Annotated in this window: 10 protein-coding genes; 5 read left to right on the top strand and 5 right to left on the bottom strand. The window is 66.4% G+C overall.

The window, feature by feature from the left end; translation table 11 throughout:
- Positions 1 to 47 precede the first annotated feature (47 nt).
- From radA to H7F16_RS07015, 5 genes are all read left to right on the top strand, one after another.
- On the top strand, positions 48 to 1406 hold the full coding sequence (gene radA / locus H7F16_RS07035; protein WP_185796875.1) for a DNA repair protein RadA: 1359 nt from the start codon (positions 48 to 50) through the stop codon (positions 1404 to 1406).
- A 20-nt stretch (positions 1407 to 1426) separates the two neighbouring features.
- Entirely contained in the window at positions 1427 to 2014 is a 588-nt protein-coding gene (locus H7F16_RS07030; RefSeq protein ID WP_185796874.1) for a CvpA family protein, read from the top strand.
- Positions 2015 to 2181: 167 nt separating this feature from the next.
- Positions 2182 to 3645: an amidophosphoribosyltransferase gene (purF, locus tag H7F16_RS07025; RefSeq protein WP_185796873.1), complete on the top strand. Its 1464-nt coding sequence runs from the start codon at positions 2182 to 2184 to the stop codon at positions 3643 to 3645.
- Positions 3646 to 3817: 172 nt separating this feature from the next.
- Positions 3818 to 4489: an SDR family NAD(P)-dependent oxidoreductase gene (locus tag H7F16_RS07020; RefSeq protein WP_185796872.1), complete on the top strand. Its 672-nt coding sequence runs from the start codon at positions 3818 to 3820 to the stop codon at positions 4487 to 4489.
- 73 nt (positions 4490 to 4562) lie between these two features.
- On the top strand, positions 4563 to 5297 hold the full coding sequence (locus H7F16_RS07015) for an SDR family oxidoreductase (RefSeq protein ID WP_185796871.1): 735 nt from the start codon (positions 4563 to 4565) through the stop codon (positions 5295 to 5297).
- Between the two features lie 92 nt (positions 5298 to 5389).
- Here the strand turns inward: H7F16_RS07015 and H7F16_RS07010 are convergent, their stop codons facing one another.
- From H7F16_RS07010 to H7F16_RS06990, 5 genes are all read right to left on the bottom strand, one after another.
- On the bottom strand, positions 5390 to 6499 hold the full coding sequence (locus H7F16_RS07010) for a cystathionine gamma-lyase (protein WP_185796870.1): 1110 nt from the start codon (positions 6497 to 6499) through the stop codon (positions 5390 to 5392).
- A gap of 49 nt (positions 6500 to 6548) precedes the next feature.
- Positions 6549 to 7448, bottom strand: a complete 900-nt coding sequence (locus H7F16_RS07005) for an NAD(P)-dependent oxidoreductase (RefSeq protein WP_185796869.1) — start codon at positions 7446 to 7448, stop codon at positions 6549 to 6551.
- Positions 7445 to 8875 carry an aldehyde dehydrogenase family protein gene (locus tag H7F16_RS07000; protein ID WP_185796868.1) on the bottom strand — a complete coding sequence of 477 codons (1431 nt, stop codon included), beginning with the start codon at positions 8873 to 8875 and terminating at the stop codon, positions 7445 to 7447. Before H7F16_RS07000 ends, H7F16_RS07005 begins: the two co-directional genes overlap by 4 nt.
- Positions 8876 to 8882: 7 nt before the next feature.
- Positions 8883 to 10445: a trimethylamine methyltransferase family protein gene (locus tag H7F16_RS06995; RefSeq protein ID WP_185796867.1), complete on the bottom strand. Its 1563-nt coding sequence runs from the start codon at positions 10443 to 10445 to the stop codon at positions 8883 to 8885.
- 75 nt (positions 10446 to 10520) lie between these two features.
- A complete protein-coding gene (locus H7F16_RS06990) occupies positions 10521 to 12995 on the bottom strand; it encodes a GcvT family protein (protein ID WP_241741335.1) in 2475 nt (824 codons plus the stop codon).
- Between the last annotated feature and the right edge of the window lie 10 nt (positions 12996 to 13005).

The following is a 13005-nucleotide window of genomic DNA, read 5'->3' as shown; positions in this document are numbered from 1 at the left end:
GTGACGCGCCCCTTGAAGCGGCACGCCCTTTCTGTTCAGGCTCGGGCATGAGCAAGAATACCCCCCAGTTCACCTGCACCGCCTGCGGCGCCGTCCATCGCAAATGGGCCGGCAAATGCGATGCCTGCGGCGCCTGGAATTCGATCATCGAGGAAGCGCCCCTGTCCAGCGGCCCCAAGCCCCTCGGCGCCAAGGGACGCACCATCCCCCTCACCGACCTCGCGACCGAGGAAGCCCCGCCCCCCCGCGCAAGCTCGGGCCTTGACGAGCTTGACCGCGTTCTGGGCGGCGGCCTCGTGCCCGCTTCGGCCATCCTTGTGGGCGGCGATCCGGGGATCGGGAAATCGACCCTGCTCTTGCAGGCCACCGCCGCCTTTGCCCGCCGTGGCCTGAAATGCCTCTACATCTCGGGCGAGGAGGCGAGCGCGCAGGTCCGCATGCGCGCACAAAGACTTGGCCTTGCCGATGCGCCCGTCTCGCTTGGCGCCGAAACATCGCTGCGCGACATCCTCACCACGCTCGATGCCGAACGCCCCGACCTTGCGGTGATCGATTCGATCCAGACCATGTGGCTCGACACCGTCGATGCCGCCCCCGGTTCCGTAAGCCAGGTCCGCGCGGCGGCGCATGAACTTGTCACCTTTGCCAAACGGCGCGGCGTGGCGGTCATCCTTGTCGGCCATGTCACCAAAGAGGGGCAGATCGCAGGCCCCCGCGTGGTCGAGCATATGGTCGACACCGTCCTTTACTTCGAGGGCGAGCGCGGCCACCAGTTCCGCATCCTGCGCGCGGTGAAGAACCGCTTCGGCCCCGCCGACGAGATCGGCGTCTTCGAGATGACCGGAAACGGGCTGGCACAAGTCACCAACCCCTCGGCGCTGTTCCTGTCGGATCGCGGCCAGACCACGCCGGGATCGGCCGTTTTCGCCGGAATCGAAGGCACCCGCCCCGTGCTGACCGAAATTCAGGCCCTTGTCGCGCCCTCGAACCTCGGCACGCCGCGGCGCACGGTCGTCGGCCTCGATTCCGGCCGCCTCTCGACCATCCTCGCCGTCCTCGAGGCGCGCTGCGGCATTCCCTTCGCGGGGCTTGACGTGTTCCTGAACGTCGCGGGCGGCATGCGCGTCAGCGAACCCGCCGCCGATCTGGCGGTCGCCGCCGCCCTTCTGTCGGCGCGCGAGGATGTGGCCCTGCCGCCCGATATGGTGCTTTTCGGTGAAATCTCGCTCTCCGGAGCGTTGCGCCCTGTCGGCCAGACCGAAAACAGGTTGAAAGAGGCCTCGAAACTTGGTTTCTCACAGGCGGTCGCGCCCGAACGGTCCAAGCTCGGGGCGGATACAGGCATGAAACTGCGCCAGATGCCGGATTTGACGGCCTTTGTCGGTGAGATGTTCGGGGCCGGTTAAGGCCGAAACGGGAGAGTGCGATGGAAGGCTTTACCTTGGTCGATGCGGTCGTGGCGGGTGTCATCGTGCTGTCGGCCATCCTTGCCTATGCGCGGGGTCTGGTGCGCGAAGGCATGGCCATCGTCGGCTGGATCGGTGCCGCCGTGGTGGCCTTCCTCTTTGCCGGATCGGTCCAGCCGCTGGTCAAGGAACTGCCCGTCGTCGGCAAATTCCTCTCCGACAGCTGCGAGCTGTCCATCGTCGCGGCCTTCGCCATCGTCTTTGCCCTCGCGCTCATCGTGGCCTCGCTCTTCACGCCGCTTCTCTCCTCGGCCATCCACAAATCGGTTCTCGGCGGCATCGACCAGGGGCTCGGCTTCCTGTTCGGGGCGGTGCGCGGCGTGCTTCTGGTGGCCGTCGCCTTCATCGTCTACGACCGCGCCGTCGCCTCCGAAGCCATCCCGATGGTCGAGGAAAGCCGCTCGGCCAAGATCTTCGCCTCGCTGCAAGACCAGCTCGACGCGCAGATCCCCAGCGACGCCCCCGGCTGGATCGTCGAACGCTACAACGATCTGACCAAGGTCTGCGGTGGCACGACGACCGACGCGGCGGCCGCCCCCGCCAACTGACGCGCCCGCCCCCCGGCCGCCCCCGCCAACTGACGCGCCCGCCAACCGTGCATTGGCGCAGGTCTCGCCTGCGCCCCCCGCCCCGCCGCGCTGCGGCATATGGGGGTGACAGCCGCATGACAAAGCACTAAACGGTGCCCATGCCCATCCTCGGATTCGGAGGCCTAATGCGCCCGTTCCTCTCGCACCCTTTCGATGACGACAAACTGAAAGAGGAGTGCGGCGTTTTCGGCGTGGTCGGCGTTGCCGATGCCGCCAATTTCGTGGCCCTCGGCCTGCACGCCCTGCAACATCGCGGTCAGGAAGCCGGCGGCATCGTCAGCTACGATCCCGACCACGGCTTCAACTCGGCCCGCCGCTTCGGCTATGTGCGCGACAACTTCACCAAGCCCGACGTGATGGAAACCCTGCCCGGCTCGCTCGCCATCGGCCATGTGCGCTATTCCACCGCAGGCTCAAAAGGGGCCACCGCCATCCGCGACGTGCAACCCTTCTTTGGCGAGTTTTCGATGGGCGGGGCCGCCATCGCCCATAACGGCAACCTGACCAACGCCGCCGCCTTGCGCCGCGAGCTGATCGAGCGCGGCTCGATCTTCCAGTCCTCGTCGGATTCGGAATGCATCATCCACCTGATGGCCCGCTCGATCCAGAAGAACATCCCCGAACGCATCAAGGACGCCCTGCGCCGCGTCGAGGGGGCCTTCTCGGTCGTCGCCATGACCCGCACCAAGCTGATCGGCGTGCGCGACCCCCTTGGCGTGCGCCCGCTGGTCCTTGGCCGCGTCGGCGATTCCGGCTGGGCGCTCTCGTCCGAAACCTGCGGCCTCGACATCATCGGCGCCGAGTTCATCCGCGAGATCGACCCCGGTGAAATGGTCGTGATCGAAGGCAACAAGGTCGAAAGCTTCCGCCCCTTCGCCCCGGCCAAGTCGCGCTTCTGCATCTTCGAACATGTCTATTTCAGCCGCCCCGACAGCATCCTCGGCGGCCGCTCGGTCTACGAGACCCGCCACCAGATCGGCGTGGAACTGGCGAAAGAGGCCCCGGTCGAAGCCGACCTCGTCTGCCCCGTCCCCGACAGCGGCACCCCGGCAGCCATCGGCTACAGCCAGCAATCGGGCATTCCCTACGCGATGGGAATCATCCGCAACCAGTACATGGGCCGGACCTTCATCGAACCGACCGAACAGATCCGCAACATGGGCGTGCGCCTCAAGCTCAACGTCAACCGCGCGCTGATCAAGGGCAAGCGGGTGATCCTTGTCGACGATTCGGTCGTGCGCGGCACCACCAGCCGCAAGATCAAGGACATGATCCTCGACGCGGGCGCCGCCGAGGTCCACTTCCGCATCGCCTCGCCCCCCACGGCATGGCCCTGCTTCTACGGCGTCGACACGCCCGAACGCTCCAAACTCCTCGCCGCCACCATGTCCGAGGACGAGATGCGCGACTGGATCGGCGTCGACAGCCTGAAATTCATCTCGCTCGACGGCCTCTACCGCGCCGCAGGCGAAGCGGCGGGCCGCGATGCCGCAAGCCCGCGATACTGCGACGCCTGCTTCTCGGGCGATTATCCCATCGCGCCCTCGGACAAGATCGAAGAGGGATTCGAGATGAAGGCCGCGGAATAACCCCCGGCTTCCTCTTGCCGCAAATATCCTCGGGGGGAGAAGGGTCGCGGCACGCGATCCTTCCGGGGGGCAGACAGCCCCCCGCGCCCTTGGCCACCTTGACACGCCGCGGCAGGAGTGATCCATCCGGCGGGAAATTGGCCTGACGGGGCCGGATCGGAAAGGTGCTGCCATGGCCGACACGGAAACACGCATCGCACTCGTCACAGGGGCATCGCGCGGACTGGGTGCCGCACTGGCCGAACAGCTTGCCCTGCGCGGCTGGCAGGTCGTGGCCGTGGCCCGCACCGTGGGCGGCCTCGAAGAACTGGATGACCGCGTCAAGGCCGCTGGCCTGCCCGGCGCGGGGGCGATGACCCTCGCCCCGATGGACGTCACCAACGAGGATGCGATGCGCCACCTGTGCCTGTCGATCCACCAGCGCTGGGGCAAGGTCGATCTCTGGGTCCATACGGCGGTCCATGCCGCCCCCCTCTCGCCCGCAGGCAGCATCGACATGAAGGACTGGGACAAATCCTTCGCCACCAACGCCCGCGCCACCGGATCGCTGATCCCGATGGTCGAACCCCTGCTGCGCTTCGCCCCGAACGGCACCGCGCTTTTCTTCGACGACCCGCGGGGGGGAACCAAATTCTTCGGCTCCTACGGCGCGTCGAAAGCGGCACAAATGGCCGTCGCACGGTCATGGCAGGCGGAAACGGTCAAGATCGGCCCCCGCGTCCGCATCGAGACCCCCGCCCCCATGCCCACCGCCACCCGCGCCCGCTTCTTCCCCGGCGAGGACCGCTCGGTCCTCACCGATCCGCGCGTCGAAGCGGTGCGCCTGCTCGCCACACTCAACTAACATGTCAGTTCCCTCTTGCGCCTAGGCGCCAATCCCGCTTGACTGCGCCGCAGCACAATTCGGGAAAAGCACCATGCGCCTTCAGGGAAAAACCGCCTTCTGCACGGCTTCGGGTGCGGGCATCGGCCTTGCCACCGTCCGCGCCTTCGCTGCCGAGGGTGCGCGCGTCATCGCGACCGACCTCTCCACCACCGCGGTCGAGGCCCTGCGCGCCGAAGGGATCGAGGCCCACCGCCTCGACGTGACCGACGGCGCCGCGATCACGGCGATGGCAGCACAGGTCGGCGCGGTCGACATCCTGTTCAACTGCGCGGGCTTCGTCCATGCCGGAACCATCCTCGACTGCGAGGAGGACGCCTTCGACTTCTCGGTCGAACTCAACGTCAAATCGCTCTACCGCATGACCCGCGCCTTCCTGCCTGCCATGCTCGACAATGGCGGCGGGTCGATCGTGAACATCGCCTCGGTCGCGTCGAGCATCATCGCGGCCCCGAACCGCTTCGTCTATGGCGCGACCAAAGCCGCCGTGATCGGCATCACCAAATCGGTGGCCGCCGATTACGTGACCCGTGGCATCCGCTGCAACGCCATCTGCCCCGCCACCGTCGAAAGCCCCTCGCTCGAAGCCCGCATGCGCGCGCAGGGCGACTATGAAACCGCGCGCGCCGCCTTCATCGCCCGCCAGCCGATGGGCCGGATCGGCAAGCCCGAGGAAATCGCGGCGCTGGCCGTCTACCTCGCCTCGGACGAAAGCGCCTTCATGTCGGGACAGGCGATCAGCATCGACGGCGGCTGGACCAACGTCTAGGAATTTTCCGCGAAAGTTCCGCGAAACGGATTTTCTGCGAAAAGCCTGATTTTTCGCAGAAAAATCGTCCCGCAAATTCTTCGCAGAAGAATTTACCGCTCCAGCGCCCCGGCCATCGCCGCCCACAGGGCCTCGACCGGCTCAAGGCCGATCGACAGGCGGATGAACCCTTCGGCCACCGCATCGCCCCAGCGCGCGCGCCGCTCGCCCGCGCTATGGGTCGAGCCGAAAGATGTCGATCGCGCAAGATAGGGGCATTCCGCCAGAAACCGCTCGGCGGCCTCGGCGCTTTCCAGCTCCATCCCGATCAGGAAGCCGAAGCCGCCCGCCTGCCGCAGCATCACCGCATGCGCCGCATCCCCCGCCAGCCCCGGATAGCGCACCCCGCGCACCCGCCCATGCGCCGCCAGCCGCGCGGCGATCACAGCGGCGCTGGCGCACATCCGCTCCATCCGCACCTCAAGCGTTTCCAGCCCCCGATGCACCAGCCATGCCTCGAATGCCCCCGGAACCGCGCCCGAAAGCTTCCGCCAATCCTTCACCCGCTGCAAAACGGCTGCATCCCGCGTGGCGACATGGCCGAACAGCACATCCGAATGCCCGCCCGGCGCCTTGGTATCGGCGGCGACCACGATATCCGCGCCAAGCTCCAGTGGCCGCTGCAACACCGGCGTCAGCGTGGTGTTGTCCACGATCACCACAGCCCCCGCCGCATGGGCGCGGGCCGCCACGGCGGCAATGTCGCAGACATCGAGAAACGGATTCGACGGCGTTTCCAGATAGACCACCCCCGCGCCGGTGAAATCGGCAGCCTCCACAGCCGTCGTCGCCACATAGTCCACCGCCACGCCAAAGGGCCGCAGGAACCCTTCGGCAAAAAGCCGCGTCGTGTAATAGCCATCCGATGGCAGCACCACCCGCTTGCCCGCCGACACGCTGGCAAACAGCGCCGCCGAAATCGCGGCCATTCCGGACGGAAAGCTTACGCAATCGCCGCCTTCCAGAATGGCAAGCTGGGCTTCCACCTCTTCCCACGTCGGCATCGACATGCGGCCATACATGAAGCCGCCCTGATCGACCCGTGGCAGATGGTATGTCGCAGCCGAGACCAGCGGCGGGGTGATCGGATCACCCTGCGCCAGCCGGTCGCGGCGGTGGTGCAAAAGCTCGGCAAAACGGCGGTCGTCGGAATTGCGGGTCATGTCTCACCTCTTTGCCCGCATCTTCCCCGCCCCGCCGCGCCGTGCAAGCCTATTCCAGCCGCGCGGGGAAACCTGCGGCGCGCAGATCGGTGCCAAGCGCATCTTCCAGCAACTTGACGATCTGCGTCGATTGCGCCCCGCCGCCATAAACCGCCTTGCCCTTCATGAAGGTCTGGTTCGTCATCGCCGCAAGGTCGAGCGGCACGCCGAACTCTTTCCCGAAGCCCATCGCGAAACCCAGATCCTTCAACGCAAGATCCATGCTGAAGGCGATGTCGTAGCTGCCGTTCAGGATCAACTGCCCCTCGGTCTCATGCACGAAACTGGTCCCGGACGAGGCCGCAATCGCCTCCCACGCGGTTTTCAGGTCAAGCCCGCCGCGCTTGGCCAGCATCAGCGCCTCGCCATCCGCGACCAGATGGATAAAGGCCAGCATGTTGGTGATCACCTTGATCACCGCCGCCGAGCCGAGCGGACCCATATGGAAAATCTTGTCGCCAATCGCCTGAAGCGCGGGTTTGTGCATCTCGAACAGGTCCGCATCGCCGCCCACCAGCACGGTGATCTCGCCCCGCGCGGCAAGGTGGACCCCCCCGGTCACGGGCGCTTCCAGAAGCCGCACCCCGCCCGACCGCGCCAGACCGGCCAGCCGCAAGATATCGTCCCGCCCCAGGGTCGAGTTCTCGATCCATGTCGCGCCGGGCTGCATCGCCGTCATCAACTGCGCCAGCACCGCCTCGGACACGGCGGGCGAGGGCAGGCAGGTGAACACATGGTCCGACAGTTCCGCCACCTCGGCGGGGCTTGCCGCCACCTTGGCCCCCATCGCGCGGTGCCGTTCGGCCAAAGCGGGGTCGCGGTCATGCACCACCACCTCATGCCCCGCGCGGATCAGGCTGGCGGCCAGATGCCCGCCAAGGTTTCCAAGCCCGATATAGCCGTATTTCATGCCCCTGCCCCCACCAGCGCCTTCACTTCACAGAAATCATGGATGCCCCAATCGGCATATTCGCGTCCGTTGCCCGATTGCTTGTAGCCGCCGAAGGGCGCGAAAGTGTCCCAGGCCGGATAGTTCAGGTTCACCTGCCCCGCCCGCAACCGCCGCCCCACGGCAACCGCCTCGGCCACGTCGCCCTGCACATAGGCGGCAAGGCCGTAAACCGTGTCATTCGCCATCTCGACCGCCTGATCGACGCTGTCATAGCCGATCACCGACAGCACGGGGCCGAATATCTCCTCGCGCGCGATGGTCATGTCATTGGTCACATGGCCAAAGACCGTCGGCCGCACGAACCAGCCGCGATTGACCCCGACAGGGCGGCCGACACCCCCGGTGACCAGCGTGGCCCCCTCGTCGATGCCCTTCTGGATCAGCCCCTGCACCTTGTCGAATTGCAGTTTCGAGATCAGCGGCCCCATCGTCACCGCAGGGTCGTTCGGATCGCCCACCACCACCTTTTCGGCAGCGGCCTTCGCCACGGCCAGCGCCTCGTCCATCCGCGCCATCGGCACGAACATGCGCGTCGGCGCGTCGCAGGACTGGCCCGTATTGCCGAAACATCCCTCGACACCGCCCGCCACCGCAGCGGCAAGATCGGCGCTCGGCAGGATGATATTGGCCGACTTGCCGCCCAGCTCCTGCGCCACGCGCTTCACCGTGGGGGCAGCGGCTGTCGCCACCTGCACGCCCGCACGGGTCGATCCGGTGAAACTCACCATATCCACCTCGGGGTGGCTCGACATCCGCGCGCCGACCTCGGGCCCCGTGCCGTTGACCATGTTGAACACGCCCGCAGGCACCCCCGCCGCATGGCAGACCTCGGCAAACAGCACCCCCGACAGGGGCGCGATTTCCGAAGGCTTCAGCACCATCGTGCAGCCCGCCGCGATGGCAGGGCCAACCTTGCAGGCGATCTGGTTCATCGGCCAGTTCCACGGCGTGATCAGCGCGCAAACCCCGATGCCTTCGCGGATCAGCAGGGTGTTGCCGCGCTTCTCCTCCCAGTGGAACGCCTTGGCGGCGGCGATGGTGCTTTCCAGATGCACCTGCCCCGCCCAGGCCTGCGCCTCGCGTGCCCAGGCCATCGGCGCGCCCATCTCGGTGCTCATCGCCTGCGCAAAGGCGTCGTAGCGTGCGTTGTATTCGGCCAGTATCCGCTCCAGCAGCGCGATCCGGTCATCGGCCGACCACAGCGAAAACCCCGCAAAGGCCGCCCGCGCCGCCGCAATGGCGCGGTCCGCATCGGCCACGCTGCCCAGCGCCACCTGCCCCACGATCTCCTCGGTGGCGGGATTTTCGACCCCCATCGTGGCCTTGCCAAGGGGCGCCACCCACTCCCCGTTGATGTAGAACTTTGAAAGATTGGCGTAAGTCATTCTATCCTCACCGGAAATGGATATTGTATTTGGCGCGGATCGCGGCGTCGATCTCGGGATCGATGCGGCAGCCCGCCTTGGCCAGAATGGCATTCTTGCGCGCAATCGCCGTGTCGAGCAACAACGGCTTTCCCGCCTCGTTCCATTCCTTCGGGCTCATCCGGTTGCCCACGGCGGGGTAGATGTATTCGGTCTGCATCAGGCTCAGCGTCTGGTCCGAGCCCAGATAATGCCCCGGCCCGCCCAGACAGACCTGCTTCATAGCCTCGATGCTGGTGCTGTCCGGCGTCACGTCGATGCCCCGCACCAGACGCATCGCCTGCCCCAGCAGGTCGTCTCCCAGCACCAGCGATTCAAGGCAGAACCCCAGAAGCGAGGCATGCATCCCCACCGCCTCGTAGCACATGTTCAGCCCCGACAGGCCCGCCAGCGCATTGGTGATGCCCTGCTCCCATCCGGCCTGCATGTCGGGCAGCTTGCTGTCGGAAATCCCGCTCGCCGCCCCGCCGGGCAGGCGGTAGAAATGGTGCATCTGCGCGCAGCCCGCCGTCAGCAGCGCCTGCTCGGCCGATCCGCCGCTCATCGCCCCCGTCCGCAGGTCCGACACGAAGGGCCAGGTGCCAAAGATGCAGGGCGCGCCCTTCTTGATCGCATTGGCATAGACCACACCGGCCAGACATTCCGCCATCGCCTGAACGATGGTCAGCGCGATGGGCGCGGGTGCCGTCGCCCCCGCCTGACCCGCACTCAGCAGCAGCATCGGCATGCCACGGCGGATGCAATCCTCCATCGTGATGCAGGATTCCTCGGCAAATTTCATCGGCGGCACGACGAAACAGTTCGAGTTCGAAACGAAAGGCCGCTCCAGCCATTTCTCCTCGCCGCCCGCCACCATGTAAAGCATGTCGAAACAGTCGGCCACATGGCTCGGGTCGCTGAAGCTGGTGCCGACATGCTTGGTCGTTCCGGCAAGGCAGCCGTAAAGCGTGTTGAGGTCCATGTCGCGGTTGTCCACCACATCGCGGCAAACCATCGTGCGCTGGTAGAAGTGGATGTTGTCGAGGTTGTCGACCAGCCGCGCGGCATCATAAAGATCCTGCGCCGTGCTGTCGCGATACTCCAGCGTGATCGGATCGACGATATGCACCGCCGCCCCCGCCGTGCCGAAATGCACATTGTTCCCAGACAGATGCAGGTCGTGCTTGGGGTCGCGCGCATGCAGCGTGATGTCGCGCGCCGCGACCGCCAGCATATCCTCGACCAGTGCGCGCGGAAAGCGCAGCCGCCCGTCATCGCCCTGTATCGCCCCTGCGGCGGTCATGATCTCGACCCCCGATTTCGGCGCCTGCGACAGCCCGATCACCTCGAGCGCATCCAGCGCGCTGGCATGGATCGCGGCCATCCCCGCCTCGGTCAGGGGTTTGTATTGCCCGCCGGGCATCCCCCCGCGCACGGGGCGCAAATTCTCGGCCAAGGGCGCCGAGCGCAGCGCCACGCGGTTCGCCCGCCCCCCTGCCCGCCGCGCCCGCGACGGCTCGCAGGTCTCGCCCGTCATGATGTCGTCGCTCATCCCCGCACCCTCATGTTCTGTCTGTCAAATATCCAGGGCAGGACCGGGGGGCCGAACGCCCCCCTTGCCCCGCCGTCAACCCTTCACACGTTCCGATTTCGGATCATGCATCGGCACCAGCGACGCCACCGCCGCGTGGCGCACGCCTGCAATCTCGATCTCGTAGCGGCTCGCCAGCACATCGGCCTCGCTCTCGCCCTTGCAGGGCACATAGCCAAGTCCCACCGCCCCCCCGAGGAAATGGCCGTAATTGCCGCTCGTCACCGGTCCGACGATCTTGCCGTCGCGCACCACGGCCTCGTTGTGGAACATCAGCGGTTCGGGGTCGGTCAGCCGGAACTGCACCATCCGGCGCGACAGCCCGGCCTCTTGCTTGGCCAAGACCGCATCACGCCCGATGAAATCGCCCTTGCCGGTCTTGACCGCAAAGCCAAGCCCCGCTTCCAGCACATGGTCCTCGTCGGTGATGTCATGGCCGAAATGGCGATAGGCCTTTTCGATCCGGCAGGAATCGAGCGTGTGGATGCCGCAAAGCTTCAGCCCGTGTTCCGCCCCCGCCTCCTCCACCGCCTCGAACACATGCGCGGCCTGATCGGCGCTGACGTAAAGCTCCCAGCCCAGCTCGCCCACATAGGTCACCCGATGCGCCCGGGCGAGGCCCATGCCCACCTCGATCTCGCGCGCCGTGCCGAAGGGATGGCCCGCATTCGAGAAATCGGCAGGGCTGACCGCCCGCATCACATCACGCGCCTTGGGGCCCATCAGGCACAGCACCGCCTCGCCCGCCGTCACATCGGTGATGACCGCGAAATCCTCGCCCAGATGCCGCCGCAACCACGCCAGATCGCGCTGCAAGGTCGCCCCCGGCACCACCAGCAGGAAGGCCGTTTCCGAAAGCCGCGTCACCGTCAGATCGCTTTCGATCCCGCCCTTGCGGTTGAGCATTTGCGTATAGACGATCCGCCCCGTGGCAACGTCGATCTGGTTGGCGCAGACGCGGTTGAGAAAGGCGCAGGCATCCCGCCCCTCGACCCTGATCTTCCCGAACGAGGACATGTCGAACAGCCCCACCCCGTTGCGCACCGCCAGATGCTCGGCCCGCTGGTTGCCGAACCAGTTCTGCCGCTTCCAGCTGTAGCGGTATTCGCGCTCCTGCCCCTCGTTGGCGAACCAGTTCGCCCGCTCCCAGCCCGCAACCTCGCCAAAGACCGCGCCGCGCGCCTTCAGATGCGCGTGCAAGGGCGTGCGCCGCACCCCGCGGCTGGTTTCCACCTGCCGATAGGGGAAGTGGTCGGCGTAAAGCAGACCCAGCGTCTCGGTCACCCGCTCCCTGAGGTATTTGCGGTTGCGCTGGAACGGCTGGGCGCGGCGGATATCCACCTCCCACAGGTCGAACGGGGCCTCGCCTTCGGTGATCCAATGCGCCAGCGCCATCCCCGCCCCGCCCGATCCCGCAATCCCGACCGAGTTGTAGCCCGCCGCGATCCAGTAGCCCGCCACCTCGGGCGCCTCGCCCAGATAGTAGCGGTCGTCGGGCGTAAAGCTCTCGGGTCCGTTGAAGAAGGTGTGGATCCCCGCCGTCTCGAACAGCGGCATCCGGTTCATCGCATGTTCGAGGATCGGCTGGAAATGGTCCCAGTCCTCGGGCAACGTGTCGAACATGAAATCCTCGCGGATGCCGCCCATGCCCCAGGGCTTCGCCTTCGGCTCGAAAGCGCCGATCATCATCTTGCCCGCGTCCGACTTGTAATAGGCGCATTCGTCCGGCACCCGCAGAACGGGCAGATGGCCAAGGCCCTCGACAGGTTCGGTGATCAGGTAGAAATGCTCGCAGGCATGCAGCGGCAGCGTCACGCCCGACTGTTCGGCAAGGTCGCGCCCCCACATGCCGCCGCAGTTCACCACCACATCGGCGGCGATATGGCCCGGCTCGCCCTCGGCACCGATGTAATCGACACCCGTCACGCGGCCCGCAACCTTGGTGACCCCTGTCACCTTGGTATGCTCGAAAATCTGCGCCCCGCGCATCCGCGCGCCCTTGGCCAGCGCCATCGCGATATTGGCGGGGTCGCATTGCCCGTCAAGCGGCAGCGCCACCGCCCCCACCACATCCGACACGTTCAGATGCGGATAGCGCGCCTTGACCTCGGCGGGGGAAATCTCGTGCACCTCGACATCGAAGATCCGCGCCACCGTGGCCTGACGCAGCAATTCCTCGTGCCGCTCGCGCGTCAGCGCGACCGAGATCGACCCCACTTGCCGCATCCCCGTCTCGACCCCGGTCTCGGCGGCAAGCTTGACGTAAAGATCGGCGGAATACTTCGCCAGACGGGTCATGTTGGCCGATCCGCGCAACTGCCCGATCAGCCCCGCCGCATGCCATGTGGTGCCGCTGGTCAGCTGCTTGCGCTCCAAAAGCACGATGTCGGTCCAGCCGGCCTTGGCCAGATGATAGGCGACCGAGCAGCCCGAAACCCCGCCCCCGATGATGACCGCCCGCGCGCGCTCTGGAATCTGCCCCACACCCGTCTCCATTTCCTGCCAACACATTCTCCGGCGG

It is taken from the genome of Paragemmobacter straminiformis (assembly GCF_014243445.1).
GTDB lineage: Bacteria > Pseudomonadota > Alphaproteobacteria > Rhodobacterales > Rhodobacteraceae > Paragemmobacter > Paragemmobacter straminiformis.
This window is presented reverse-complemented; position numbering and strand designations above follow the sequence as displayed.

Coding starts and splice junctions, on each gene's coding strand:
- purF (WP_185796873.1), top strand. CDS start 2,182: ATGCGCCCGTTCCTCTCGCACCCTTTCGATGACGACAAACTGAAAGAG.
- H7F16_RS07005 (WP_185796869.1), bottom strand. CDS start 7,448: ATGAAATACGGCTATATCGGGCTTGGAAACCTTGGCGGGCATCTGGCC.
- H7F16_RS06990 (WP_241741335.1), bottom strand. CDS start 12,995: ATGTGTTGGCAGGAAATGGAGACGGGTGTGGGGCAGATTCCAGAGCGC.
- radA (WP_185796875.1), top strand. CDS start 48: ATGAGCAAGAATACCCCCCAGTTCACCTGCACCGCCTGCGGCGCCGTC.
- H7F16_RS07015 (WP_185796871.1), top strand. CDS start 4,563: ATGCGCCTTCAGGGAAAAACCGCCTTCTGCACGGCTTCGGGTGCGGGC.
- H7F16_RS07020 (WP_185796872.1), top strand. CDS start 3,818: ATGGCCGACACGGAAACACGCATCGCACTCGTCACAGGGGCATCGCGC.
- H7F16_RS07030 (WP_185796874.1), top strand. CDS start 1,427: ATGGAAGGCTTTACCTTGGTCGATGCGGTCGTGGCGGGTGTCATCGTG.
- H7F16_RS07000 (WP_185796868.1), bottom strand. CDS start 8,875: ATGACTTACGCCAATCTTTCAAAGTTCTACATCAACGGGGAGTGGGTG.
- H7F16_RS06995 (WP_185796867.1), bottom strand. CDS start 10,445: ATGAGCGACGACATCATGACGGGCGAGACCTGCGAGCCGTCGCGGGCG.
- H7F16_RS07010 (WP_185796870.1), bottom strand. CDS start 6,499: ATGACCCGCAATTCCGACGACCGCCGTTTTGCCGAGCTTTTGCACCAC.